The organism is Roseivivax sp. THAF197b (genome assembly GCF_009363255.1).
In the GTDB taxonomy this organism is placed as follows: domain Bacteria; phylum Pseudomonadota; class Alphaproteobacteria; order Rhodobacterales; family Rhodobacteraceae; genus Roseivivax.
In genome coordinates this window covers 1449474-1475000 of the sequence record NZ_CP045318.1, presented here as the reverse complement: position 1 = coordinate 1475000, position 25527 = coordinate 1449474, and the positions used below count along the sequence as shown (strand labels likewise).

Genomic DNA, 25527 nt, shown 5'->3' with positions numbered 1-25527 from the left:
GGGAATCCGGTCGAGATACCGGCGATCTTCCGTCCAGGTGAAGACTCACGGAGGTCCGCGACGCCTTTAAGCGGAGCCATAGGACAAAGTCGGGCGCATAGCCGCAATCGCTTGATGCCACAGCGATCCAAACAGGATGCCGGAACCAGGAAACCGGTTCAGCGCAACGATCATATCAAGAGATGGGGAAGGTGGCAGCCCGTAGGGGAATCGAACCCCTCTTTCCAGGTTGAAAACCTGGCGTCCTAACCGATAGACGAACGGGCCATCCTTGGCGGGCTGACTAGGACAAGCGCGCAGTCCCCGCAAGTTTTTTCTTCACCCCCCAAGCGTCATCGGATCAGAGCACTGGACCGCGCCAAAATCCCGAGACTTTCAGAGGAGGCGTCGTGGCAGCCCGTAGGGGAATCGAACCCCTCTTTCCAGGTTGAAAACCTGGCGTCCTAACCGATAGACGAACGGGCCACTCTTGACGTGCGCGGTGTCTAGAAAAAACCTGACCCGCCTGCAAGAGGCATTTTCAGGAATTTTCGCTCGCAGCGGGTGCGGCATCTTCCAGACGGAGCTGAACGCTGCGCCGCCCGCGGAATTCATTGATCTCGAGACGCCCTGCAAGATGGAAACGCGCGCCCTTGTGCTGGGACAGCGCGGCTCCCATCGGGCTGTCGAACGCACCGAAGCAGATCGCATCGAGGCGCGCGCCCATGCCGTCTCCGATCCCGAGCTTGAGGTGCCCGGTGCCGACCTCCTTGCAGAAATCGATCTGCGCATCGGGAAAGGCGTAGCGCGGCGCGGGCGCACCTGCTCCGAAGGGCCCCGCCGCCTCCAGCGCCTCGATCAATTCCGGCGTCGCAGCGCCGGGCATGAGAAGACTGTCGAGACGCAGATCGGCAGCACCGCCCGTCCCTGCCCCCTGTTTTGCCAAAAGCTCGGTCAGGCGGGACATCGCGGCATCAATCCCGTCCCGCGCCACGGTCAGACCGGCGGCCATCTTGTGCCCTCCGCCTTTCAGCAGCAGCCCTTCGGCGGCCAGTTTCTGAATGCTCGCCCCGAGATCGACACCGGCAATGGAGCGCCCGGAGCCTTTCCCCTCGTCGCCTTCGAGACCGATGACGATGGCAGGCCGGTTCGTGGCCTCCTTGAGGCGCGCGGCAACAATGCCGACCACGCCCGGATGCCAGCCCTCGCCCGCAGCCCAGACCAGCGGCGCATCGAGACCGCGCTCTTCCGCCTGGGCCATGGCCGTGGCACGCACGGCCGCTTCGATCTCGCGCCGCTCCGTATTGAGGTGATCGAGACGCTCCGCCAGAGCGGCGGCCTCGTGCACATCCTGCGTGGCGAGAAGGCGGGCACCGAGATCCGCGGCCCCGATCCGCCCGCCCGCATTCACGCGGGGACCGAGCACATAGCCCAGATGGTAGGAGGAAGGTGCCGTCTCCAGGCGGGCAATGTCGCTCAACGCGACGACCCCGGGCCGCGCGCGCCGCGCCATGACCTGCAGACCTTGCCGCACAAGCGCCCGGTTCACCCCGCGCAAGGGAGCCACATCGGCCACGGTCGCAAGGGCCACGAGATCGAGCATCGCCATGAGGTCAGGCCCCGCCTGCCCCGCCGCGCGCATCTGACGTCCGCATTCGACCAGCATCAGGAAAACGACCGCCGCCGCGCAGAGATGCGCAAGCGCGCCGTCCTCATCCTGCCGGTTCGGGTTCACGACTGCATGGGCGGGCGGCAGCACCTCGCCGCCAAGGTGGTGATCGAGCACGACCACATCCGCCACGTCCGACGCCGCAGCAATCGGATCATGCGACAGGGTCCCGCAATCGACACAGATGATGAGATCGTGCCGCGCGGCCAGATCGCGCATCGCGGGCACGTTCGGACCGTAGCCTTCGTCTATCCTGTCGGGGATATAGAGCGTGACCGACCGCCCCTGCTGCCGGAACCAGTCGATCAGCAGCGCAGCCGACGCACCGCCATCCACATCGTAATCCGCGAAGACCGCCACGCGCTCGGACTGCGATACAGATTGCAGAACCCGCGCCGCCGCCTTCTCCATGTCGCGCAGGGATCGCGGGTCGGGCAGCAGGTCGCGCAATTTGGGGTCGAGGAAGGCCACCGCATCTTCAGCCGCAATGCCGAGCCGCGCGAGCGTGGCACAGATCGCCGATGCGAGGCCCGTCGACTGGGCCATGGCCTCGGCGGCGCGCTGCACGTCAGGCGCGGGGCCGACCCAGCGCCGACCGGTCAGGGATCTTTCGACACCCAGGTAACTCAAGAGTGCGCGCCTCTCACGTTCGGACGGAAAACAGCTGCGGGGGTCGTCATTGTTGCGCCATTGGTCCGAGCGACACTGGCGACGGGCAGAACCCCCAACGGGATCGCCGCATGCGCGCGGCGATCCGCATCACCGGCAACCTGACCTTACTGCGTCGGGTTGCGGTAGACCATGCGCCGGACCGATCCGGTCTTCGAACGCATCAGGATCGTCTCGGTCGTCAGATATCCGACCTCGCGCTTGATCCCGGGCAGGAGCGAGCCGGAGGTCACGCCTGTGGCCGCAAAGATCACGTGATCCGTCACCATGTCGTCGCGCGTGTAGATCCGGTCGAGATCGGTGATCCCGGCCTTTGCCGCGCGCCCGCGCTCGTCATCGTTGCGGAATGTCAGGCGGCCATACATCTGGCCCCCCATGCATTTCAGCGCGGATGCGGCGAGCACGCCTTCAGGCGCCCCGCCCGATCCCATATACATGTCGATCCCGGTGATGTCGGGCTCTGCGGTATGCATGACACCCGCGACGTCGCCATCGGTGATGAGCCGGATCGCAGCGCCCGTGGCACGAACCTCGGCGATCATGTCCTCGTGGCGGGGACGCTCAAGGATACAGACGGTGATATCGGCGGTGGCGCAGGACTTGGCACGCGCCAGCGCCTCGACCCGCTCTTTCGGGCTCATGTCCAGTGTCACCACATCCTTGGCAAAGCCCGGACCGATGGCGAGCTTGTCCATATAGACGTCGGGCGCATGCAGCATGGAGCCGCGCGGCCCCATGGCGATGACGGTCAGTGCGTTGGGCATGTCCTTGGCGGTCAGCGTCGTGCCTTCCAGCGGATCGAGCGCGATATCGACGCCGGGTCCGTTGCCCGAACCCACTTCCTCGCCGATGTAAAGCATGGGTGCCTCGTCGCGCTCCCCCTCGCCGATCACGACCGTGCCCTGGATGTCGAGCTTGTTGAGCTGCTCGCGCATGGCGTTCACCGCCGCCTGGTCGGCGGCCTTCTCGTCGCCGCGGCCGATGAAATCCGCCGATGCAATCGCCGCCTGCTCGGCGACGCGGGCCAGGCCCAGAGACAACATGCGATCGTTAAAATCCTTGGGGGCGGTCATGGCGGGCTCCGGAACTGTCCATTTCTTGTTGCGACATGCCTACCCCGGCCCGCCGCGCTTCTGCAAGGACAAGGGCGGGCCGGATTTCCTTTATCGCGCCATAGTTTCCGCAATGCGCCTCAGAGGACGGGCCTCGAGCTGGTGATCCAGCCCATCGCCCGAAGGCACAACCGGTCCACATCCCGGCTCATCAGGTACCGTCCGCCGATCACGTGCGGGACCGGGAACCAGCCCGCCTCCTCGGCATCATCCGCCGCGCGTGCAGCCCCGGTCGCGTCATGGCAAAGAAACGCATCGAGCCGGTAGTGGAAATCTGGCCGCAGGACATGGAGCGTGCCAAGCATCGTCGCGCGCGTGGCGACTAGCCCGGTCTCTTCGCCCAATTCGCGCAAGGCGGTCTCGGCCGCGCTCTCTCCGGCTTCGCATTTCCCGCCGGGATAACCCCAAAGCCCCGCATCGGGCCGATTGCCCCGGCGCACTAGAAGGGCATGCCCCTCGCGGATCACCACCGCGAGCGCGGCAGGTGTCGGTTCAGACTTCCTCGATACGGAGCGCAACCGGGTCGCTCCCCAGGACACCGGACGTGCTCATCGCGCCGATCGCGCGGTCCAGCGCATCGCGCGTGGTCTTGTGGGTGACGATCAGCACGGGCGCCGTATCCTGCGAATGATCGTATTGGCGCATCCGGTTGATCGAGATGCCCGCATCGCCCAGGGCCGTGGCGACCTTGGCCAGCGCGCCCGGCTTGTCGAGAAGCCGCATGCGCAGGTAATAGGGCGCGGGCGTTGCGACCGTCGCCGATTGCACCTTGTTGAGCCCCGCCGCGGGCTTGCCGAAGGTCGAGATGCGCAAGCCGCGCGCGATATCCATCACGTCGCCGAGGACGGCGGAGGCCGTGGGCCCCTCGCCCGCGCCCGCGCCACGCAGGACGATCTGGCCGACGCTGTCGCCCTCGATCACCACCATGTTGGTGCCGCCATCGAGCTGGCCCAGCGGCGAGGTCTGCGGCACGAGGCACGGCGCCATGCGCTGTTCCAGCCCGCGGCCGGTCATCCGCGCCACGCCCAGAAGCTTGATCTTGTAGCCCATGTCGGCGGCCTGGCGGATATCGTCGATGGACACCTTGCCGATGCCTTCGAGCTTCACGCCCGCGAAATCCACCTCCGTGCCGAAGGCGATGGCCGAAAGGAGCGCCAGCTTGTGCCCGGCATCGATGCCGCCCACGTCCAGCTCGGGATCGGCTTCGAGAAAGCCCAGGTCATCGGCTTCGGCGAAGGCCTCGGCATAGGTCAGCCCGCCCGATTCCATCCGCGTCAGGATGTAATTGCAGGTGCCGTTCATCACGCCCATGACGCGGCTGATCTCGTTGCCGGCCAATCCCTCGGTCAGGGCCTTGATCACGGGGATGCCGCCCGCAACCGCGGCCTCGAAGCGCAGGACCGCGCCCTTCTCGTCGGCCATCTGGGCAAGCATCTGGCCGTGATGGGCCAGCATCGCCTTGTTCGCGGTCACCACATCCTTGCCCGCCTCGAGCGCGGCCTGGGTCGCGGCCTTGGCAGGCCCGTCCGAGCCGCCCATGAGTTCCACGAAGACATCGACATCGTCGCGCCGCGCCAGCGTGACGGGATCGTCTTCCCAGTCGAAATCGGTCAGGCGCACGCCGCGATCCTTGTCGCGGTTGCGTGCGGAAACGGCGACGATCTGGATCGGCCGCCCGGTGCGCGTGGCCAGGAGATTGGCCTTCTGGCGCACGATCTTGATGACACCCGCCCCGACCGTGCCGAGGCCTGCAATTCCAAGACGCAAGGGGTCTGACATGGGCGCACGGGCTCCTTTTCGCGGGTCGGGATCTGGGTTCGAGACGTATTCGCCGTCCCTCTAGCCGCTCCTGCAGGGCGCTGCAACGCGTCTCAGCGCGATGCCACCCCGCGCGCCATGCGCCTGCGGGTCCCGGCATCGATCACCGGGCCTTGCAAGCGGGCCGCGCGCGCGCGCAGAGCCTCGGCGCGGGAGACGACGTTTGCACTCATGTCGGGCGTGGCGCGCATCGGCGCGTCCCCGAGAAGCAGGCCGAGCGGCAGAAGATCGGGATAAGGCGCATCGGCCACACCCGGCGTGGCCGTCGCATCAAGCTCGGGAAACTGGGTGCAGCCCGTCACGGCAAGGCCGAGGGCGATTACAAGGGCAGGCGCGCGCATGGGCAATCCGGTCTTTCGATCCGACCGTCTTGCCCGAGCGTCCCCGACTTGGCAAGCCCGCGCCATGGCACGCACGGAGCGCGCGCGGCACGCACCATCTTGATCTGAACGAGCGTTCATATCAAACTCCGCCCATGGCACGCACCCGCGGTTCCCATTCCGACATCACCGGACCGCGCGTCGAACGCGCGGCACTCAAGCTGTTCGCGCGACACGGCTTTGCCGCGGTCTCCATGCGCCAGATCGCCTCGGATGTCGGCGTTCAGGCAGGCGCGCTTTACAATTACACGCCCGACAAGCAGACCCTGCTCTTCTCGCTGATGAAGGGACACATGCAGGACCTGCTCTCGGCCTATACCGCCTGGCCGAAGCCCGAGGACGCGCTTGGCAGGCTGGAGGCGTTCACACGCTTTCATATCCGCTTCAATTCCGAACGCCCGGCCGCGGTCTTCATCTCCTACATGGAGCTGCGCAATCTCGATCCCGATCATTTCGCCGAGATCGAGATGCTGCGCCGCCGCTATGAAGGCGCGCTGGTCGACATTCTGCGAAATGGTCGCGACACGGGCGCCTTCGATGTGGAGGATCCCCGCATCACCGCCTTCGCGATCATCGGCATGCTGACCCAGATCAACACCTGGTACCGCGATGGCGGTCGACTGTCCCTGCCGGAGGTCGAGGAGCTTTACTGGTCGATGATCCGACGGCTCGTCACGGCGCAACCCGCCCCTGTCACGACCGGACCATAAATACCTCCAGAGAGCGCGAGAGACAGCGTCTCTCGCACCGGCGCATCCCGGCCTTGCGCCGGGATGCGCCTGGTTCCGCGTCAAACCTCAGTCGTCAGCGATCAGCCTTGCGCCCCGAGACCTCAGCGCGTCACCTGGATCGTGCGCAGGTATTCGGTCAGCGCCACGAGCGTGCGCGGCGTGGGCGTCTGGATCCCGTCGCCCGTGTCATAGGGCACGAGATCGCCGCGCAGCAATTGCCCGAATTCCGGCATGCTCGGCCCCGAGATGTCGGAACGCGCATAGCCGTCGATGGTCGAGATGACCTTGGCCGCGGGATAGACATCGTTGTTGCGCACCGTCAGCAGCGTCAGGTCGCGCGGCGGTTTCTGCATGGCGCGCGCCATCGTCCCGTCGCCCTTGCCGCCCGGCCCGTGGCAGATCGCGCAATATTCCTGGTAGAGCCGCGCGCCATCCGAGGCGCCGGGCATGGCGGCCTGTCCGCCCGTTTCGTCCACCTGGCATGCCGACAGCCCGGCCAGGGCGAGCGTGGCGAATGCGATGCGCGTGAAGGTCATGATGGTGCTCCTGTCCTGCTCCCTCACATGTCTGGCAAGCACCGGCGCCCCGCGCAAGGGGCGATGACCCGGGCGCGCCCTCTCCGCGCACCATCCGCGCCGCTTTCCGCGTGACATGCCCGGCCGCGCGGTCCACCTTCCGCCGAAGAGGCCCCGCATGCATGCGGGGATACCGATGAGGTGCGCCATGTTCCAATATGCCAGCATTATGTTTCTCGCCGGGATCGGCATCCCGCTTCTGGCGGCTCTCAATGCGGCCCTCGGCGCGCGCATGGGATCGCCCTCCGCCGCAGCCCTCATCCTGTTCGTCGTGGCCTTTTCCGCGGCGGCAGCCGCGACGCTGATCACCGGGCCGCATGCCCTGGCGCGGGCCGCAGGTGCTCCGAAACACCTCTTTCTTGCCGGGTTCTTCGTGGCCTTCTACGTGCTGTCGGTCACGTATATCGCACCGCATTTCGGGGTCGGGAATGCGGTGTTTTTCGTGCTGATCGGGCAGCTCGTCTCCGCCGCTGTGATCGATCAGTTCGGCCTCTTCGGCGCGCGCCCCTCACCGCTGACAATGACGCGCCTGACCGGCATTGCGGTCATGGCGCTGGGTGTCTGGATCACGCAGAGGGCCTAGTTCACCGCGAGGTTGCGGATCGAGGCATCGATGCGGCTCTCGGTGTCGTCGCTGTCGCCCGACACGGCGATCCCCACAAGCGCACCCGGCGCATCGCTCCCGAAGGCCCGGGCATAATCCGCGGCGAGATCGATGTCTTCGCCATGGGCGCCCGTCCCCGCGGCCCGCAGGACTACCGTCTTGCCCCGCTCGCCCAGATACGGGCTTGGGAGCACGTCCCCCCGGCCATGATCGCCGCCCCAGACATAGACGAGCGCGCGGATCGCGTCCTCGTTCAGAAGCCGTGTGATGGACGCGCCCTGCAATTCCCGCGCCTGCGCCTCCGGCAGGAAAACGAAATAGACGGCGAGGTTGCGATCATCGCCGCCCTTCTGCGTCAGATCCGTTGCGGGCACGCTCGCATCCACCGACCAGGACCAAGAGGCGGAGCGCGCCCCCCAGTTCGCAGGCGCCAGCGGACGATAGGCGATGGAGACCGTTCCATCCGAAGCGACAGACAGGCTATCGCCTTCAAAGCCATAATCATTCCCGGAAAAGAGCGAGAATCGCTGCACTTTCCACGCTGAATCCTCGAACGGGACCGAGGCGGCGCCAACAGGAAGCGCCAGAGACGCGGCCAGAAGCGCGCCGGACAGGACAGGACGGGCGGAGAAGCGGAAGATTTTGGGCATGTGATCCTCGTAACGTTACAGCCCGGAACCTATCGCGCCCGAAGGTTACAGCGAGGCACAATGACGTGACGCCACGGGAGCGCGGCGCGGAGCGGTGACGTCACCGCGCAGACATCACAGGGCCGCTGTTTCGAGGAACGCGATGCTCGCCACATCCAAAGGCTCGGTCACACCCGCCAAGGTGATGACGCTACCATTGGACAGGCTAACCTCCAGCCCCGTGGACGTGACGACCTGATCGGTGATCTCCGGGGCGGTCTCGCCAGTATAGCGCACCAGGAGGACGTCTTCCGCGCTGTCAAAATCGGTAATCGAAGCGGACCCGCTCGGTGCAAAGACATCCGCCCCCTCACCACCGGTCGCACTGTCGCCCGGACCAAAGAACAGGGCATCGTCCCCCTCTCCGCCATCCAGCACATCCGCGTCGTCGTCCTCGTTTTCCGCATCATCCGCGAGCAGGATATCGTTGCCCGATCCACCCGAGAGCGTGTCGGCGCCGACACCGCCAGCAAGGACGTCGTCATCCGCGCCGCCCTCCAGCACGTCATCGCCTTCCCCGCCCAGAAGAACATCATCGCCCTCCCCACCGAGAAGCGAGTCGGCCCCGTCATCGCCTTCGACGTAATCTGCGCCCGCGCCTGCATCCACGCTGTCACTTCCTGCATCCGCGAGGACCAACTCATCGGCATCGGTGCCTGTCAGAATGTCGTCTTCCTCGGTTCCCGGAATGTCCAAACTGTCCTCGGGGCGTGCGGGGATCAGGTCGTCGGCGTCCTCCACCTCGGCGCCGTCCTCTCTGGCCGGATCCGCGCCGAATTCGTCCTGCCCGTCCTCCGCACCGGTGGCGATCAGACCCGCACCGATTGCAACAGGCGTTAAAGCCAGAAGAATGAAAAGAAGTTCCGCACCCATCACACAGTCCACATCTCTCCGCCGAAAACGATGCGACAGGAACCGAATAATGAGGTCAATTTATGGCAAGTTTTTCGGATAACGATCGCAACCCATCGTCGCGATGCATCGGGGTCACAGCGCCCGCAATGTGCCCTGGTCCAACCGCACCTGCCGATCCATGCGCGCGGCAAGCTCGAGATTGTGCGTCGCGATCACCGCCGCAAGCCCCGTCTCGCGCACGAGGCGCATGAGCGTGTCGAACACCCGCTCCGACGTGTCGGGATCGAGGTTGCCCGTCGGTTCATCCGCCAGGATGAGGCGCGGCGCATTGGCCATCGCACGGCAGAAGGCCACACGCTGCTGCTCGCCACCCGACAAGGCGGCGGGTCGGTGATGGGCCCGGTCCGTCAAACCGACGGAGGCCAGGAGATCTGCCGCGCGCGCATCCGCGTCCTTACGTGAGCTTCCATTCGCAAGCTGTGGAAGAACAACGTTTTCCGCGGCACTGAATTCCGGCAGAAGATGGTGGAACTGGTAGATGAAGCCCACCGTTTCGCGCCGCATTCGGGTGCGGCGGCGGTCGGGCTGACCGGTCATGTCCTGCCCGGCAATCGTCAACTGGCCCGCATCGGGCGTGTCCAGAAGCCCGGCGATATGCAGAAGCGTCGACTTTCCGGCGCCAGAGGGCGCCACAAGCGCGACAGCCTCCCCGGGTATCACGGCCAGGTCCACTTCGCGCAGCACATGAACGGCGTTCGGCAAGCCCTTGTTATAGCTTTTGGATATACCGCGCAGATCGAGAGCCAGATCACTCATAACGCAGCGCCTCGACCGGGTTCATGCGCGCCGCACGCCGGGCCGGAAAGATCGTCACGATGAAGGACAATCCCAGCGACAAGGCGACGGCGGACAACACGTCGCCGAGCTCCAACTTGGCCGGCAATTGATAAAGGCCGCGCACGGACGGATCCCAGACCCCGCCCCCGGCGACGTAGTTCACCGCCGAGAAGATCGGATCGATGTAGATCGCGAAGAGACATCCCAAGACGACGCCCGCGACCGTGCCGATGATGCCCGTAAAGGCGCCGCAGATGAAAAAGACCCGCAGAACCGCACCCTCGGTCAGCCCCATCGTGCGCAGAATGCCGATATCCCGACCCTTGTTCTTCACCAGCATGATAAGACCGGAGGTGATGTTCATTGCCGCGATCAGAACGAGGACGGACAGGATGACGAACATCACGTTATCCTCGATCTCGAGCGCGTTCAGAAACCCGCCAGACGCATCCTGCCAGGTCCACAAATAGGCACCGGAGCCCACTGCGGCTTGGATCGCGCCGCGATATTCGGACACCGCCTCGGGATCCGAAACAATTACTTCGATTTCATCGGCTTGCCCGTCGCGGTTGAAGAAGAGCTGCGCCTCCGCGAACGGCATGTAGGCGCGCGTCCGGTCGATGTCGTAGCGCCCCGCGGAAAAGATGTAGACCACCTCGTACGACTTGGAGCGCGGGCTTTGTCCGAAGGCGGTCTTCACCCCGTCGGGCGAGATGATCTTGACCGGATCGCCGATGCGCAGACCGAGCTCCCGCGCCACGCCCGATCCTATCGCGATGCCGTCCCCGTAGCGGGAAAAGTCGCCGCGGCCCGTCTCTGGATCGACGATGCGCGGCAGGGTCTGCACGTCCGACGCGGCCATGCCGAAAACCTCGATCCCGGAATTGCGACCATTGGCATTGGCCATGACCTGACCTTTGACCACGGGCGCGGCATGCTCCACGCCCGGCACTTCTGAGACGGCGTCCGTGCGCGCCTGAAAGTCTGTGAAGCTGCGGCTCACGACGCCGTTTTCGTCCCGCGTTTCAGAGGCATAGACGGTGACATGAGCGTTCGCGCCAAGGATCGTATCGACGAATTCCGCGCGAAATCCGGACCGCACCGCGAGGGTTGCGATCAGTGCGAAGACCGCAAGCGTGATGCCGATCAGGCTGATCCAGGTCATGACGCTGACGCCGCCCTCGGCGCGGCGCGCACGCAGGTACCGCCAGGCGATCATCCATTCGAACGGGGCAAAGGGGGCTGTGCGACGGGGCATCGTGTCTCGGCTATAGTGTCGGGCGATAGGTGACCGCTGCGCCCTGCCCCGTCAAGCGCAGTGACGCCTTTTCTTCGGCACGGCGCCGCTTAACTAAATACTCAAAGGAGTTCGGATATGAGCAGAATACTGGTGATCGGCGCGACCAAGGGGATTGGTCTGAATGTCGTCGAATACGGGCTGGAGCGCGGGCATACCGTGCGGGCCTTCGCGCGCTCGGCAGACAAGATGACGCTGGAGCATGATGCGCTCGAGCGTTGGGCAGGCGACGCGACCCGGTCCGAGGATCTGGAGCCTGCATTGAAGGATGTCGATGCCGTGGTGATGTGCCTCGGCATCGAGGAAAGCGTGTCGATGATCTGGAAGAAGGTCACGCTCTTCTCGGATGCGACGCGCGCCCTCTTGCCGCTGATGGAGGCCCATGGCCCCAAGCGGTTCCTGGCCGTGACCGGCATCGCTGCGGGCGAGTCGATCTCTGCGCTCAGCTGGGTGGAACGGCAGGGCCACGCCTTCCTGTTGGGCGAGCCCTACAAGGACAAGACCCGGCAGGAGGAGCTGGTGAAAGCCTCCAACCTCGACTGGACCATCGCGCGCCCGGTGATCCTGACAAAGCGGCCCATGACCGGCCAGTACCGCGTCCTGACCGAGCCGAAAGACTGGCGCATGGGTCTGATATCGCGCAAGGATGTCGCGCATTTCCTGATCCATGCGATCGAGGATAACGCGTATGTGCACGAGGCCCCGGTTCTGGCCCGTTGATGCGCAGGGCCTCCCGTGTCTTGATACGCTGGTAATGACGACCAGGATCTGAACGCGATGGCATTGTTTCCAAGGATCGCCGAGAAGCGCATGCAGGAGGCCGCGGAAGACGGTCTGTTCGACAACCTCAAAGGTGCGGGGCAACCGATCCCGGACCTGCAAAGCCATGACGGTCTGGACGCGGCGACCCAGGCCGGGTTCCGCATCATGTCCGAGGCCGGGGCCGTGCCCTTCGAGGTCAGCCTCAAGCGCACCGTGAACGAAGCGCGCGAGGCATTGCGGCTTTGCGAGGACCCGGAGGAGCGGCTGCGGCTCATGAAGACGCTTGCAGATCTGGAGATGCGCTACGCTATGACGATGGAGCAGCGGCGGCGCGGGCGATAATCCTCAAACGGGCGCGCCTCGGCCAGAGAGATGCGCGCAGACCGGGCTGCCCCCTTGCTTGCGGCTCGTCGCTGCGGATATTCAGACGGCATGACCGGACCCAGATATACCCGCCTCGCCGAGACCCTGCCCTCCAACGTGCCCTTCGTCGGGCCCGAGGTGCAGGAACGGCAGATGGGCCGCCCTTTCCGGGCACGCCTTGGCGCCAACGAGTCGGTCTTTGGCCCGTCTCCGGCGGCGACGGAAGCGTTGCGCCGGGCGGCAACCGAGGTCTGGATGTATGCCGATGCCACGAACCACGCGTTGAAGGCCGCATTGGCGGCCGAGATGCAGGCAAAGCCCGAAAACATCGTCATCGGCGGCGGCATCGACGGACTTCTGGGCACGCTCGTTCGTCTGCTGGTGGAGCCGGGCGATCCCGTCGTGACCTCCAAGGGTGCCTACCCCACCTTCAATTACCATGTGACGGGTTTCGGCGGCGCGCTGCACAAGGTTCCGTTTCGCGACGATCGTGAAGATCTGCCGGCACTGATCGAGGCCGCGCGCGCGACCAAGGCCAAGCTGGTCTACCTGTCCAATCCCGACAATCCGATGGGCTCCTGGTATGAAGGCGCGGAGATCGAGTCCGCGATCGAGACCTTGCCCGAGGGCACGCTTCTGCTGCTCGACGAGGCCTATATCGAATTCGCGCCCGAGGGCACCGCGCCCCGGATCGATCCCGATGACCCGCGCGTCATCCGGATGCGCACCTTCTCCAAGGCGCGCGGCATGGCGGGGCTCAGGGTAGGATATGCCACGGGCGCGCCGGACCTGATCCGCGCCTTCGACAAGGTGCGCGATCATTTCGGAATGACGCGGCCCGCGCAGGAGGCGGCCCTCGCCGCGCTCGAGGACAGGCAATGGCTGGCCCATGTGCAGACGGAGGTTGCCACCTCTCGCGCGCGGATCGGCGAGATTGCCCGCGCGAACGGGCTAACACCGCTGCCGTCTGCAACGAACTTCGTCGCGATTGATTGCGGAGGCGACGGGGCTTTTGCCAAGGCCGTGCTCGATGCGCTGGTGGCGCGCGGCGTCTTCGTGCGCATGCCCTTCGAGGCGCCGGAAAACCGCTGTATCCGTGTGTCCTGCGGGCGGCCCGAGGACCTCGATGTCTTCGAAGAGGTGCTGCCGCTGGCGCTTGCGGATGCCAAGGAGCACGCCGCGTTCTAGGGCTTTCCTTGCGCAGCATTCGTTTTATCCTTTCCCCTGCAAAAGACAGAGGACCGGATCATGCACGAGCATCCTCAAGGCCGCGCGCCCGATTACACTATGCCCGCCCTAGTCATGGCGGCGATTAATCTGTTCTGGATGCTGGGCGTGATCTGGGCCGTTTTCGGTTTGCCCGTCGTCTTGGCGCTCGCTTGGGCGCTAAAGACGCTGATCGACGCGATCGGGGCTCGGCGCGGAGGATCGTAGCCCGCCGCGACACGCCTGATTCCTAACCCGACACTCTTATGACGCGGCGGAGGCCGCAGCGGGCTTGGCCGCGGTATTGGCCGCCGCACCTGATGCCTCGGCCACGACGCGGGCCGCGGCTGACACACCGCCTGCACCATGCGGCACATCGATGGCGGCAAGCCCGGCCTCGACCGTGCCCAGAAGGCCCAGAACCATATGCGCGTTCACGTGGCCCATGTGACCGAAGCGGAAAAAGCCCGTGCCCTTGGGATCGCCCTCTTCCGACATGCCGAGCCCGATGCCCAGCGTCACGCCCGCCTGCGCATCCGTCCAGGCGCGAAGCTGCGCGCCGAAGGGCGCACCGATGCGCATCGCGGTCACGGCATGGCTGCGCTCTGCGGGATCGGCCACGTTGAGACGCAAGGGGCCGCCCTCGCCCCAGACCTCCACCGCGGCCCAAATGGCGCGGGCCAGCGTGGCGTGGCGGGCCCAGATCGCCTCCATCCCTTCCGCGTGGATGATGTCGAGCGCGGCGCGCAGTCCGTAAAGGTGATGCGTCGGCGCGGTCCCGCCGAAATACTGATAGAACATCTCGGGATTGGCACGCGGGGACCAGTCCCAGTAGCGGCTGACGCGCGGCATCTTGCGGCGGACCGCATCCGCACGGTCGTTGAAAAAGACAAAGCCCAGCCCCGGCGGCACCATCAGCCCCTTCTGGGAGCCGGTGATCGTGACATCCGCGCCCCAGGCATCCATCTCGAAGCGGTCACAGGCGAGCGACGCGATGCAATCGGCCATCAGAAGCGCGCCGTGGCCGGCCTCGTCGAGCGCGCGGCGGCATTCGGCGATATCGGACCGGATCGACGAGGACGTATCCACATGAACCGCCAGCACCGCCTTGATCCTGCCGCCCGCATCCTCCAGCAGACGCGCCCGCAAACGCTCGGGATCAATCGGCGCGGCCTTGCCGAAATCGAGGATTTCCACCTCGATCCCCATGCATTCGGCCATTTCCGCCCAGCCGTGACCGAAGCGGCCCGTAGCACAGACCAGGACCTTTTCGCCCGGTGCGACCGTGTTGGCCAGGACGGCCTCCCAGGTGCCGTGCCCGTTCGAGATGTAGATCGCCACATGGCCATCGGTGCGGGCCACGCGTTTGAGATCGGGCACGAGGCCTGCCACCATGTCGATCAGCGCGCCCTCGTATATGTTCGGGGAGGCCCGATGCATCGCCTGCAGGACCGCATCCGGCATGACCGAGGGTCCGGGGATGGCAAGATAGGGGCGACCATTGGCAAGCGACATGAGTTCTGCATCCTGTGCTGAAAGGGTGTCGCCTTGCACCGGCAACGCCTTGAACCTACTTCCGTCAGAGGGGGCGTCAATCGCGTCACGCCTCGCGCATCGAATTTTCGCGAAGGGTTTCATGCAGGCGCCCGACGGGATACATCCCGCCCGTGACCCAGAGGCTGGTAACCGACCCGATGATCAGAACAGCATGGAACCGGATTGCCGAGGCCGAGCGCCGTCTGATGCGATCCTTCGGGAAGGATATCTCGACCCCGTGGAACCGCTTCCTGTCGCGCGTTCACATGGCGCTCTTCGATCATGGCATCCTGCGCGGGCTCTGGACCAATTTCTACAAGGTGGCGCCGGGCGTCTTCCGGTCGAACCATCCCACCGACCGCCGGTTCCGGCAGTTCAAGGCGATGGGCATCAAGACCGTGATCAACCTGCGCGGCCCGGACAAGTTCTCCTTCTACCTGTTCGAGCGGGAAATCTGCGACGAGCTGGGCCTCACCCTGGTCGATGCGAAGCTCTGGGCGCGGCTGGCGCCGTCCTCGAAGCGCATCCTGACGGCCATCGACGCGATCCGGCAGGCGGAAAAACCGCTGGTCTTTCACTGCAAGTCGGGGGCCGATCGCACCGGGTTCCTGGCCACGGTCTACCTGATCGTGTTCGAGGGCCAGAGCCCGGCGGAGGCGCGCAAGCATCTGGGCCTGCGGTACATGCACCTGAAGTTCACCAAGACCGGCATCCAGGATTACATCATCGACGTCTATGAGGCGCGGCAGGCGCTTGGGCCCATCGGGTTCGAGGACTGGATTCGCGACGAATACCGCGCCGCCCGTCTGCAGGACGGCTTCGACCGCAAACGCCCCCCCTCCGAACTGGCCCAGCCCGAATGAGCGAACAGACCCGCCTCAAATCCTCGGACGAATATGCCGCGGGCGAAGACAATACGTTCCGCGAACGGGTGGCCCTGTTCGGCTGGATCTGGCGAGACTACCTCATCCGCCATTGGCCCTGGTTCTTGGTGGCCTTCATCCTGATGACCCTGGAAGGCGCCATGTTCGGCGCCTTGTCCTACATGATGAAGCCCATGTTCGATCAGGTCTTCGTCGAGGGCGGCGAGCAATATATCGGCCTTGTGGGCATCGCCTTCTTCAGCATCTTCACGATCCGGGCACTCGCGGGGATCGGACAGAAGACGATCATGTCGCGCGTCTCCGCAATCTCGATGATGGAGCTGCGTGAGGCGCTTCTGCGCCATATCATGACGCTCGATGGCGGCTTTCACCAGACCTACGGGCCGGGCTATCTGATGCAGCGCCTGAACGGCGATGTGAACACGATCAACACGCTGTGGAAGGCGTTCATCACCGGCGCGGGGCGCGATGTCGTGGCGCTGATCTCGCTCTTCGGGGTGGCCTTCGCGATCGACTGGCGCTGGACACTGATCGCGCTCGTGGGCGCGCCGCTTCTGATCATGCCGGCCTTCCTGTTGCAGCGCGTCCTGCGCGGCAATTCGCGGCGGGTTCGGGACATGCAGGCGGGCCTGTCCACACGGCTGAACGAGGTCTTCACCGGCATCGTGCCCGTGAAACTCAACACGCTGGAGCAGTACCAGGCGGATCGGTTTCGCAGCCTGTCGGAGCGGGTCGTCGGCATCAATATCCGCAATTCCGCAGCTGAAGCCGCGATCCCCGGTCTGATCGACATCATGTCCGGAATGGGCTTTGCCGCGGTCCTCTATTTCGGCGGGGGCGAGATCCTGTCGGGCGACAAGACCGTCGGCGATTTCGTGGCCTTTTTCACCGCCATCGGCCTCGCCTTCGAACCCCTGCGCCGATTGGGCGGCTTGTCGGGCAAGTTGCAGCCCGCCCTTGCCGGGCTTGAACGGCTGCGCGAGCTCTTCGATCTGAAACCGGCCGTGACGGATCCCGACCATCCGGTCCCCGCACCCACCGCGCCGCCGCGCATCGCCTTCGACAGCGTCACGGCCAGTTACGGCGACGGCCCGATTCTGCAGGAGACGTCCTTCGTGGCGGAGGCGGGCAAGGTGACCGCACTTGTGGGCCCGTCGGGCGCCGGGAAATCCACCGTGTTCAATCTGCTGACCCGTCTCCTCGACCCCGAGAACGGTACGGTGACGCTGGACGGTATCCGCACGGAAGACATGGCGCTCGCCGATCTGCGCGCGATCTTCTCGGTTGTGAGCCAGGACGCGCTCCTGTTCGACGAAAGCCTGCGCGACAACATCCTGCTGGGGCAGGACCATGTGTCCGAGGCGCGCCTGCAGGCCGCACTCGATGCCGCGCGGGTCACCGATTTCCTGCCGAAGCTGCAGGGCGGGCTCGATGCGACGGTGGGGCCGCGCGGCTCCAAGCTGTCGGGCGGTCAGCGCCAACGCGTGGCCATCGCGCGTGCAATTCTGCGCGACACGCCGGTGCTGCTTCTCGATGAGGCTACCTCGGCGCTCGATGCGCAGATCGAGGCGGATGTGCAGGCCGCCCTCGATCAACTGGCACGCCAACGTACGACGCTGATCATCGCGCACCGGCTGTCGACCATTCGCGGCGCGGACAAGATCGTCGTGATGAACCATGGCCGCGCCGTTCAGCAAGGCACGCACGAGGCGCTTCTGCGCGAAGGCGGGCTCTATGCCGATCTGCACAACCTGCAAATACGGGACGCCGATTGAGGCATCCGCCTAGCAGGTCTGCCGCGTCGCGCCCGGTCCCTCCGGTTGCAGCGGCCGTCTGAGACTTTAAGTTACGGCCAACAGAAAGAGGCTGATATGAGCGAGACAGAGCGCACCGTGCTCCGCCTTTCGGGCGCGGAGACGCATCACTTCCTGCAGAACCTTGTGACCAACGATCTGGACCGGCTCGAAGGCGGCGTGGTCTATGCCGCGCTGCTGACGCCGCAGGGCAAGTACAAGGCGGATTTCTTCCTCGTGGCCGAGGGCGACGACATTCTTCTCGATGTGGCAACGCCTCTGGCGGCCGATCTGATGAAGGCGCTGACCCTCTACAAACTGCGCGCCAAGGTCACGATCGAGGAGACCGACATCATCGTGGCCCGGGGCACCGGCGCCCCGCCCGAGGGCGCATTTGCCGATCCGCGCGATCCGCGAATGGGCTGGCGTGCCTATGACGGACGGCCCTCGGAGCCGGATGTGGACTGGGACGCGCTGCGCGTGGCGGCCTGCATCCCCGAAAGCGGCGTGGAACTGACGCCCGAGAGCTACATCCTCGAGATGGGATTCGAGCGGTTGAACGGCGTCGATTTCCGCAAGGGTTGCTATGTCGGCCAGGAGGTGACCGCCCGGATGAAACACAAGACCGAGCTGAAGAAGGGCCTTGCCGTCGTCGAGGTCGAAGGCGAAGCGCCTCCCGGTACGGAGATCACGGCGGACGGAAAACCGGCAGGTATTCTTTACACGCAGGCAGGCGGCGCGGGGCTCGCATTTCTGCGGTTTCAGCGGGCCGCGGGGCAGATGGACGCGGACGGGGCGCGCGTAAAGGTGCAGGGATGAGCCTGCCACAGCCCCTTCTCGACACACTTGGCGCGACGGTTGCGCGCACCGAAGCCATGACTGGCGGCGATTTGAGCCAGGTCGCGCGGATCACACTCGATGATGGTCGCGAAATGGTCACCAAGCGCGGAACCCTCGTCGATGCCGAGGCCCGGATGCTGGCCACCATGGCGCTGGTGAACGCGCCGGTGCCGCAGGTTTTGCATGTCGAGCACGGTTTGATCTGTCTCGAATACCTGCCCCCTGCCCCGGCCACCACGCAGGCCTGGCGCGATTTCGGCACGGCGCTTGCCAAGATGCATAGCTGGGACGGGCAGGATTACGGCTGGTCGGAGGACTACGCCTTCGGGGACGTCCGGATCGAAAATGCCGCTGCGGCCTCCTGGCCCGCCTTCTGGGGGGAGCGTCGGCTCCTGCCGTTCCTGTCGCATCTGCCTGCCGCCATCGGCGCCCGGATCGAGGCGCTGGTTGCGGATCTGGGCAACCGTCTGCCGGCCGCGCCGAACCCCGCCCTGCTGCATGGCGATCTCTGGGGCGGAAACGTGCATTTCACCGATCAGGGCGCCTACATGATCGACCCCGCCAGCTATTACGGTCATGCGGAGGTCGATCTGGCGATGCTGACCCTGTTCGGACAGCCCGACACCGCCTTCTGGCGCGGTTACGGCCATCTCGAGCCGGGGTTCGAGGCGCGCCGCATTTTATATCAGCTCTTCCCCGCGCTGGTGCATCTGCGCCTCTTCGGGGACAGCTACGCGCCCATGGTCACGCGGCTTCTGGACGAGGCCGGGGTGTAGATCGACCGGGGCGCCTGTCTCAGACATAAAAAAGCCGCGGGCCCGAAGGCGCCGCGGCTTTTTTCGACCTGTCGTGGAGCGCTCAGGCGCGCTCGGAATATTCCATCGTCTCGGTGTTCACGACGACATCTTCGTCCTGTCCCACGAAGGGCGGCACGTTGATCTTCACGCCATTGTCGAGGATCGCAGGCTTGAACGAGTTGGCCGCGGTCTGGCCCTTTACCACCGGCTCCGTTTCGGCCACGCGGCAGGTGACCTTCTGGGGCAGCGTCGCGTTCAGCGCTTCGGATTCGTAGAACTCGACCTGGATTGTCATGCCGTCCTGCAGGAAGGGACGACGATCGCCGAGAATCTCGGCGGGCAATTCGACCTGGTCGTAGGTTTCCGCATCCATGAAGGTCATGATGCCGTCATTTTCGAACAGGAACTGCATGTCACGCTGTTCGAGGCGGACGCGCTCGACCTTGTCGGCGGAGCGGAAGCGCTCGTTCAGTTTCGAGCCGTTGCGCAGATTGCGCATCTCGACTTGTGCGAAAGCGCCGCCTTTTCCGGGCTTTACATGGTCGACCTTCACCGCGGCCCAGAGGCCACCGTTATGCTCGAGCACGTTGCCCGGGCGAATCTCGTTTCCGTTGATCTTGGGCATGTAACAATTCTATGGCAAAAGGTTGATCGGATCGTGTCGCCCCCTATATCTGCCCATCGAGACCCCTGCAACCTTACCATATATCGTGTTGGGCCGGATCGCAGATATGCACAGAACGAAGACAAGATATGCGTTTCAGGTGTATCCGAATCGAGCAAGATAGGCCATAAGGGCCCTCACGCCCGAAGCACAAGACCAATAATCAGAAGGACGACTTATGCGAGATTTCGTTGACGGAACGGCTTTCAATGCCGAGCAGGGCAATCGTGCCCGCAAGCTCTTCGCAGCTGTTGTGCTTGCCGCGCTCGACGACGCCATCGCCGACGACAAGAAGTATGGAAACGGACCCGAGCAGATTGCCCGCTGGGCGCGCTCCCGGGACGGTCGCGAGGTGCTGAGCTGCGCCGGTATCGACCCGAACGAGCGTGTCGTGGAAGGTCTGATGGAGTTCGTCTCGAAAGGTGTCCGCACCTCCGTCGCGCTCTCGCGCGAAGAGAGCGAGCGTCGCAACGCCGCGTTGCAGGCCGAAGCCGCCTGATCTTTCGAGACCTTTGATTTCCCTGATTTGGCGCGCCTCCGGGCGCGCCTTTTTTATGCGCAAACTGTTTTGATGCGCGATCCGTCGCGCCGGAGCCTTCGTTTCACGTATGCCCGTTCGGGCAAGCTGTTTGCTCCCACATCACGCAGATGCTGGAGGGGTGCCGCCCCCAATAGGAGCGGCTTTGCCAGACACGGCCAAGAGGTCGCTTATTCGTAATTCTGGCTCATCATGGCGCGCTGGATCTCACGGCGCACCAGTTTGCGCACGTTCCGCGTGATCCGTTCGCCCAAAGCGCCCTGCAGCTCGCTGCGCACAACGCCTGCCACCAATTCGCGCAAGGCCTCCTCGTCGAGACCGGCGAGCGGAGATGCGGGCGCTTCACCGGGCACATCCTCGTCGAGATCGTCGGCGATCCGGGACAATTCGCCTGCCCGTCGCGTCTGGAAGATCGCCTCGGGGCGCGGGGCATCTTCCCATTCCAGCGGAGAGGAGAAGCGCTGCGCAAAGCCCGTATTGCTGTCCTGGCCCTGCGGTTCATCTTCCCAATCCGCGGCCCCGGTGCCGCCGATCATCGCTTCGAGCTCGGCGATTTTCTCTTCCAGCGACAGCCCCTGCCGCGGCGCATCGGATCGCGGCGATCGCGCCTCGGCCTCGGCATTGACGGCGCGTTCCGGCATATCCGGGCGGGTCGGCCGAATGGCGGGGGCTGCCTGCGCCGCATCTTCCGCGATATCGGTCGGCGCGCGGCGGGGTGCCGCGACGTCGTCCACGGCCCGGTCGGCAGGCTGGTCGGCACCGCCCGTCGCTTCGGGCGCGTTTTCTCCCAGCGCCGCGGACAATTCATCCCGGATCACCTGCGCGAGAACCGAGTTCGGCGCGTCCTGATCGCTGTCAGCGGCGTTCTCGCCCTCATCCTCGTAAGCGTCGTCTTCGTTGTATTCCGACACGCCCGGCATGGACGACAGCGTTGCGGACACCTCCGCGTCATCCTGCAGATCCGCATCATCCTGGGTGTCGACTGCATCGAGGATCAGATCCGTCGCGGCCTCATCATCCCAATGGGCATTGTCAGAATGCGGCGCCTCTTCAGGCTGCGCGTCAGCATGTGCCTCATCGCTATCGGGCGCCACGCTTTCCAGCGGCTCCGCATAGGCATCCACGCCATCGGTCGGGTCTTCCACGGCCTCCGCCGCGGTGTCGACGCGGTGCGGTTCGGTCAGAAGAATCGGTTCGGGTGCGCTGTCCGTGTCATGCGCCGCACCATTTCCGTTGGAGCCCCCATGGCCGTTGGCTGATCCCGCATCATTGGTGTCGGGCTGATCGTGATCCGCGACACGCTGCGCGGGCGTCAGAATCAAACGGTCGGCACGCAGGATCTTCGCCGCCTTGTTGGCGCGTATCGCTGCGGAGGATGGATCCGACCCGGCCTCGTCGTCAGCCTCGACGCGTTTCGGCTGCAGCGCGCGCGCGGCAGAGCCCCGGCCGTCATCCGTGACAAGCCGACGGATCGACGCCAGAACGTCCTCTATTTCGACACTCGATCCATGTTTGGACATGTTGTTCACCGCTCTACCTCGGGCACGAGTGTAACCCCGCCCCCGATTCCGCACAACAGATCGGAAAAACCTTAATCTTTTCCAATCGCTCTCAGGACACGATTCAGCTGTTCCCCCTGGCTGGAGAGCGCAGGCGCGTCCTTGACGAGGTTGTAATAGACGGTGGGATCGTATTGCTGCACGGGCAGGTTCAGCTCTGCCACGGTCAGGCGGCCCATCGCGGCGATCACGTTATAGGCCGCGACATATTCATCGACCTGCGCCGAGATCAGCAAGGTGCGGGCGTCGAGCAGGTCCTGCTCCGCATTGAGCACATCGAGCGTCGTCCGCGCGCCAAGCTGCGCTTCCTCGCGCACCCCGTTGAAGGCCACCTGCGCCGCCTGCACCTGCTGTTGGCTGGCCTGGATGGCCGAGCGCGCAACCTGCACGTTCACATAGGCATTGGCGACATTCTGGCGGACATTCTCGGCAACGACATGGAGCTGCGCGCGGCGCTGATCGCGATTGGCCACGGCCTGCCGCAGGGCCGAGGTCAGCGCCCCGCCGCGATAGATCGGGCCGGATGCGCCCAGCGAAATCGAGCCGCCGCGATTGAAGAAGTCGTTGTCGTCGAGGTTCTGCGTATAGCCGTAGCGGCCCGTGAGGTTCACGCTGGGCTTCAGGGAAGCCTCGGCGATGGCGATGCTGAGATCGGCAAGCGTGACAGCATATTGCGCGGCGATCAGATCGGGCTGGGTCTTGAGGGCGATGGTGGTCGCCGCACTGACCGATCCCGGGATGCTCGGCACGCTGCCCAATGCGTTTACGCCGCCGGGCTGACGGCCGGTGGCGCGCAGGTATTCCTGCTGCGCGCGCGCCACATCACCCTGCGCAACGGCCAGCTGAGAGCGCGCTTCGGCAAGACGCGCCTCCGCGAGGGCGACATCGGTGCGCGTCACCTCGCCCACCTCGAACCGGTCGCGCGCGGCGCGCAATTCGCGGCTGATGACGCTGAGGTTGTTCTGGCGAACGGTCAGGACACGCTGCGCACGCTGCAATTCGTAATAGGCCTGCGTGGCGCGGAACAGCACTTCCTGCTCGATCCCGATCAGCTGGTAGCGGGTCGCCAGAACCGCCTGCTTCGCGGCATCGACGCTGAGCTGCGTGCGCCCGAAATCATAGACCAGCAACGAGGCGGAAATGCCGATCGACGCCGTCTCGGTGACGGAGCCCACGACCGTGCCAAGGGTGTTCGCGCTGCGGCTTTCGCTGAACTGACGGGTGATATCCGCCGTCCAGTCCAGAACCGGGCGCAGGGCCGCGACCGCCTGGGCGACATCCTCGTCTGCGGCCCGCAGCAAGGCACGGTTCTGTTCGAGAAGGCCGCTGGAATTGTAGGCTCCGACGAGGGCGTCGGCCAGGGTGTCGGCCTTTGCGGCACCGAGGGTCGAGAACGTGGCTGCGAGGCTGAGACCCGCGGCGACAAATGTGTGTTTCAGCGCCATCCGGCTGCCTCCCGCTCGTATTGCTCTCCCTCGTGTCGCATCAGCGCGGCGCGAAGGCCTGTCAGAGTGCGAATGCCCGCGTCTTCGCAAAGCCCGGAAGGACCGGGGCACTTGCGTTGAAGGCATATCGCCAGTTGAGATGCCCATCGATCTTGTAGCCGATCCGCACCGTGCCGAGGCGACCCTCGACGAAGAGGCAGGCAATGCGCCCCCCTTCTTTCAATTGCGCTTCGATCCCGGCGGGCAATTCCTCGATCCCGCCTTCGAGAATGATCGCGTCATAGGGGCCGTGTTCCGGCGCGCCATCCGTCAGCGGGCCTTCATGCAGGACCACGTTGTCCGCTCCGGTCTCCGACAGGATGCCGGGCGCTTCGGCGGCAAGATCGGTCTCTTCCTCGACGGCCACGACCGCCTCGGCGATCCGCGCCAGAACCGCGGCCGAATAGCCGTAGCCACAGCCGATATCGAGCACGAGCATGTCATTGGTCACATTGAGCGCATCGACCATCTTGGCGAAGGTGCGCGCGGCCAGCACGGTGCGGTCCGGTGCGATGTCGATCGGTTCCGAGATATAGGCGACCTCGGCCTTGTCATTCGGCAGGAACGCTTCTCGCGGCACGGTCAGCATCGCCTGGATGATCGGGAACTTGGTGACGTCGGAGGGGCGGACCTGCGTGTCCACCATCACTCTGCGAAGGGTCGCGTAGTCAGACATCCGCTAAACTCTTTCGTTCAATACTGCCCGTTCGTTCTGACACAGCCGTGCAGAACCGGCAACATCGCAGCATTGCGAAAGACGGTGATGGTGTTCAAATTTCCATAAAGGCTGCCGGAATGCGACACAAAGGCGCCCGTCCGCGCGGCTGAGCGGATCAGGCGGCGTTGGCTGTCCGGGCCTGGGTTTCGAGCTTGTCGTCCGTCATCGCGACCCCGATCACGAGGACCGGAATGGCCACAATGCCCCCGATCGGCCCCCAGAACCAGATCCCGAAGACAAGCGCCACGAAGACCAGAAGCGGGTTCAGGCGCACATGGCGGCCCACGAAGGCCGGCGTCACGAATTGCGCCTCGATCATGTTGCACACCATGAAACACGCAGCCGGTGCGGCCACCATCAGCCCCTCGAAATTCACGAGCCCGCCCAGAAGCAGCACGACGACCATCACCGCAGGCCCGAGATACAGCACGTAATTCAGAAGGGCTGCCGCAAGCCCCCAGACGTAAGGCAGCGGCATGCCGAGCGCGGTCATGATGGCGGTGACCGCAAAGCCCAGTGCAAAGTTGACGATGGTGATCGCCAGGAAATACCGCGAGACGAGTTTCTCGGCGACCCGGAAGCGCCGCTTGATCAGCTCCGTCTCCCCCACCGCGCTGAGGCGACGCGCGAGGAAGGAATAGACCTCCAGGCGATTCACGAGGAAAAAGTAGAAGGTGCCCGCGAAGATCAGCGCCTGCGCAATGATGGCAGGTGCTGCGAGCATTGCATCTGTCAGCGAAGGAACGCTCGCGCCCTCATTGGAATCCCCCTCGCCCGAGCCACCGCCGAAGGCTTCCTGCATTTCTTCGTTTACGTTCCCGATGCTGTTCAGCGTCTCCCGGAAATTCCAGATGATTTCGCGGATTTCCAATCGGATGGTCGGGATCGCATCCACGAACCGCCAAAATATCGGCTCGAAGGCGACAACAGCGGTGACGATGATGGCAATTGTGGCCAGAAGAATTATGGAGGCTCCGACGCCCACGGGCACACCCACGCGGCACAGAAAATCAAGGACGGGCGCCGCAATGATACCGGTGACCACAGCAAGCGTCATGGGCGCGGCGATATCGGCGGCAAAATGGAGCACGCCCGCCACGAGGATGCCCGCGATCACGATCACGGCCGCCTGAAAGGCTCCGGTCTTCTGTTTCAAGCTGCACTCCGA

General features: G+C 64.9%; 27 protein-coding genes and 2 tRNA genes. 11 read left to right on the top strand and 18 right to left on the bottom strand.

Going from position 1 to position 25527, the window contains the following annotated elements; all coding sequences use genetic code 11:
• Window positions 1–192 precede the first annotated feature (192 nt).
• The 7 genes from FIV09_RS07330 to FIV09_RS07300 all read right to left on the bottom strand — a co-directional run bounded on the left by FIV09_RS07330 (window position 193) and on the right by FIV09_RS07300 (window position 5588).
• Window positions 193–267 (bottom strand) — tRNA-Glu (locus FIV09_RS07330).
• Between the two features lie 123 nt (window positions 268–390).
• Window positions 391–465: transfer RNA gene (locus FIV09_RS07325), tRNA-Glu, on the bottom strand.
• A gap of 55 nt (window positions 466–520) precedes the next feature.
• Entirely contained in the window at window positions 521–2278 is a 1758-nt protein-coding gene (recJ, locus tag FIV09_RS07320) for a single-stranded-DNA-specific exonuclease RecJ (RefSeq protein ID WP_152449381.1), read from the bottom strand.
• Window positions 2279–2424: 146 nt separating this feature from the next.
• Complete coding sequence (gene glpX, locus FIV09_RS07315) at window positions 2425–3390, bottom strand: class II fructose-bisphosphatase (RefSeq protein WP_152449380.1); 966 nt, start codon at window positions 3388–3390, stop codon at window positions 2425–2427.
• A gap of 119 nt (window positions 3391–3509) precedes the next feature.
• Window positions 3510–3947: an NUDIX domain-containing protein gene (locus FIV09_RS07310; RefSeq protein ID WP_152449379.1), complete on the bottom strand. Its 438-nt coding sequence runs from the start codon at window positions 3945–3947 to the stop codon at window positions 3510–3512.
• Entirely contained in the window at window positions 3922–5208 is a 1287-nt protein-coding gene (locus FIV09_RS07305; protein ID WP_152449378.1) for a homoserine dehydrogenase, read from the bottom strand. Before FIV09_RS07305 ends, FIV09_RS07310 begins: the two co-directional genes overlap by 26 nt.
• 92 nt (window positions 5209–5300) lie before the next feature.
• Window positions 5301–5588: a hypothetical protein gene (locus FIV09_RS07300; RefSeq protein WP_152449377.1), complete on the bottom strand. Its 288-nt coding sequence runs from the start codon at window positions 5586–5588 to the stop codon at window positions 5301–5303.
• 134 nt (window positions 5589–5722) lie between these two features.
• Here FIV09_RS07300 and FIV09_RS07295 point away from each other — a divergent pair, with 134 nt between their 5' ends.
• A complete protein-coding gene (locus tag FIV09_RS07295) occupies window positions 5723–6337 on the top strand; it encodes a TetR/AcrR family transcriptional regulator (RefSeq protein WP_152449376.1) in 615 nt (204 codons plus the stop codon).
• Window positions 6338–6459: 122 nt separating this feature from the next.
• Here the strand turns inward: FIV09_RS07295 and FIV09_RS07290 are convergent, their stop codons facing one another.
• Window positions 6460–6894 (bottom strand): cytochrome c, encoded by a 435-nt coding sequence (locus tag FIV09_RS07290; protein ID WP_152449375.1) that lies wholly within the window; start codon window positions 6892–6894, stop codon window positions 6460–6462.
• Window positions 6895–7081: 187 nt separating this feature from the next.
• On the opposite strand from FIV09_RS07290, the gene FIV09_RS07285 reads away from it, so the two are divergent.
• A complete protein-coding gene (locus tag FIV09_RS07285; RefSeq protein ID WP_152449374.1) occupies window positions 7082–7516 on the top strand; it encodes a DMT family transporter in 435 nt (144 codons plus the stop codon).
• Here FIV09_RS07285 and FIV09_RS07280 read toward each other — a convergent pair.
• From FIV09_RS07280 to FIV09_RS07265, 4 genes are all read right to left on the bottom strand, one after another.
• Window positions 7513–8187, bottom strand: a complete 675-nt coding sequence (locus FIV09_RS07280; protein WP_152449373.1) for a DUF3047 domain-containing protein — start codon at window positions 8185–8187, stop codon at window positions 7513–7515. The two genes, FIV09_RS07285 and FIV09_RS07280, sit on opposite strands and share 4 nt — an antisense overlap.
• A gap of 114 nt (window positions 8188–8301) precedes the next feature.
• Window positions 8302–9099 (bottom strand): calcium-binding protein, encoded by a 798-nt coding sequence (locus FIV09_RS07275; protein ID WP_152449372.1) that lies wholly within the window; start codon window positions 9097–9099, stop codon window positions 8302–8304.
• A gap of 114 nt (window positions 9100–9213) precedes the next feature.
• On the bottom strand, window positions 9214–9897 hold the full coding sequence (locus FIV09_RS07270; protein WP_152449371.1) for an ABC transporter ATP-binding protein: 684 nt from the start codon (window positions 9895–9897) through the stop codon (window positions 9214–9216).
• Window positions 9890–11176, bottom strand: coding sequence for a lipoprotein-releasing ABC transporter permease subunit (locus FIV09_RS07265; protein ID WP_152449370.1), 1287 nt, complete (start codon window positions 11174–11176; stop codon window positions 9890–9892). Before FIV09_RS07265 ends, FIV09_RS07270 begins: the two co-directional genes overlap by 8 nt.
• 117 nt (window positions 11177–11293) lie before the next feature.
• Between FIV09_RS07265 and FIV09_RS07260 the strand changes: the two genes are divergently transcribed.
• The 4 genes from FIV09_RS07260 (at window position 11294) to FIV09_RS07245 (ending at window position 13774) form a co-directional block, all read left to right on the top strand.
• Window positions 11294–11935, top strand: coding sequence for an NAD(P)-dependent oxidoreductase (locus tag FIV09_RS07260; RefSeq protein ID WP_152449369.1), 642 nt, complete (start codon window positions 11294–11296; stop codon window positions 11933–11935).
• Window positions 11936–11992: 57 nt separating this feature from the next.
• Window positions 11993–12319 carry a DUF1992 domain-containing protein gene (locus FIV09_RS07255; RefSeq protein WP_152449368.1) on the top strand — a complete coding sequence of 109 codons (327 nt, stop codon included), beginning with the start codon at window positions 11993–11995 and terminating at the stop codon, window positions 12317–12319.
• 90 nt (window positions 12320–12409) lie between these two features.
• Window positions 12410–13528, top strand: coding sequence for a pyridoxal phosphate-dependent aminotransferase (locus FIV09_RS07250; RefSeq protein ID WP_152449367.1), 1119 nt, complete (start codon window positions 12410–12412; stop codon window positions 13526–13528).
• A 60-nt stretch (window positions 13529–13588) separates the two neighbouring features.
• A complete protein-coding gene (locus FIV09_RS07245) occupies window positions 13589–13774 on the top strand; it encodes a hypothetical protein (RefSeq protein ID WP_152449366.1) in 186 nt (61 codons plus the stop codon).
• A gap of 36 nt (window positions 13775–13810) precedes the next feature.
• Here FIV09_RS07245 and FIV09_RS07240 read toward each other — a convergent pair whose 3' ends face one another.
• Window positions 13811–15061, bottom strand: a complete 1251-nt coding sequence (locus FIV09_RS07240) for an alanine--glyoxylate aminotransferase family protein (RefSeq protein WP_152452428.1) — start codon at window positions 15059–15061, stop codon at window positions 13811–13813.
• 179 nt (window positions 15062–15240) lie between these two features.
• Here FIV09_RS07240 and FIV09_RS07235 point away from each other — a divergent pair, with 179 nt between their 5' ends.
• From FIV09_RS07235 to FIV09_RS07220, 4 genes are all read left to right on the top strand, one after another.
• The gene (locus FIV09_RS07235; protein WP_152449365.1) at window positions 15241–15945 is read left to right on the top strand and encodes a tyrosine-protein phosphatase; all 705 of its coding nucleotides are present in this window, start codon (window positions 15241–15243) and stop codon (window positions 15943–15945) included.
• On the top strand, window positions 15942–17741 hold the full coding sequence (locus tag FIV09_RS07230) for an ABC transporter ATP-binding protein (RefSeq protein WP_152449364.1): 1800 nt from the start codon (window positions 15942–15944) through the stop codon (window positions 17739–17741). The genes FIV09_RS07235 and FIV09_RS07230 overlap by 4 nt, the downstream gene beginning before the upstream one ends.
• 96 nt (window positions 17742–17837) lie before the next feature.
• The gene (locus FIV09_RS07225; RefSeq protein WP_152449363.1) at window positions 17838–18578 is read left to right on the top strand and encodes a folate-binding protein YgfZ; all 741 of its coding nucleotides are present in this window, start codon (window positions 17838–17840) and stop codon (window positions 18576–18578) included.
• Window positions 18575–19375: a fructosamine kinase family protein gene (locus FIV09_RS07220; RefSeq protein ID WP_152449362.1), complete on the top strand. Its 801-nt coding sequence runs from the start codon at window positions 18575–18577 to the stop codon at window positions 19373–19375. The genes FIV09_RS07225 and FIV09_RS07220 overlap by 4 nt, the downstream gene beginning before the upstream one ends.
• 82 nt (window positions 19376–19457) lie before the next feature.
• On the opposite strand, the gene efp is transcribed toward FIV09_RS07220, so the two are convergent.
• On the bottom strand, window positions 19458–20021 hold the full coding sequence (efp, locus tag FIV09_RS07215) for an elongation factor P (RefSeq protein WP_152449361.1): 564 nt from the start codon (window positions 20019–20021) through the stop codon (window positions 19458–19460).
• A gap of 217 nt (window positions 20022–20238) precedes the next feature.
• On the opposite strand from efp, the gene FIV09_RS07210 reads away from it, so the two are divergent.
• A complete protein-coding gene (locus tag FIV09_RS07210; protein ID WP_076450181.1) occupies window positions 20239–20559 on the top strand; it encodes a DUF6280 family protein in 321 nt (106 codons plus the stop codon).
• Window positions 20560–20768: 209 nt separating this feature from the next.
• Here FIV09_RS07210 and FIV09_RS07205 read toward each other — a convergent pair whose 3' ends face one another.
• From FIV09_RS07205 to FIV09_RS07190, 4 genes are all read right to left on the bottom strand, one after another.
• Entirely contained in the window at window positions 20769–22118 is a 1350-nt protein-coding gene (locus FIV09_RS07205; protein ID WP_152449360.1) for a hypothetical protein, read from the bottom strand.
• A gap of 71 nt (window positions 22119–22189) precedes the next feature.
• Window positions 22190–23602 carry a TolC family outer membrane protein gene (locus tag FIV09_RS07200; RefSeq protein WP_152449359.1) on the bottom strand — a complete coding sequence of 471 codons (1413 nt, stop codon included), beginning with the start codon at window positions 23600–23602 and terminating at the stop codon, window positions 22190–22192.
• 61 nt (window positions 23603–23663) lie between these two features.
• Window positions 23664–24317: a protein-L-isoaspartate O-methyltransferase gene (locus FIV09_RS07195; protein WP_152449358.1), complete on the bottom strand. Its 654-nt coding sequence runs from the start codon at window positions 24315–24317 to the stop codon at window positions 23664–23666.
• A gap of 157 nt (window positions 24318–24474) precedes the next feature.
• On the bottom strand, window positions 24475–25515 hold the full coding sequence (locus tag FIV09_RS07190; RefSeq protein WP_152449357.1) for an AI-2E family transporter: 1041 nt from the start codon (window positions 25513–25515) through the stop codon (window positions 24475–24477).
• Between the last annotated feature and the right edge of the window lie 12 nt (window positions 25516–25527).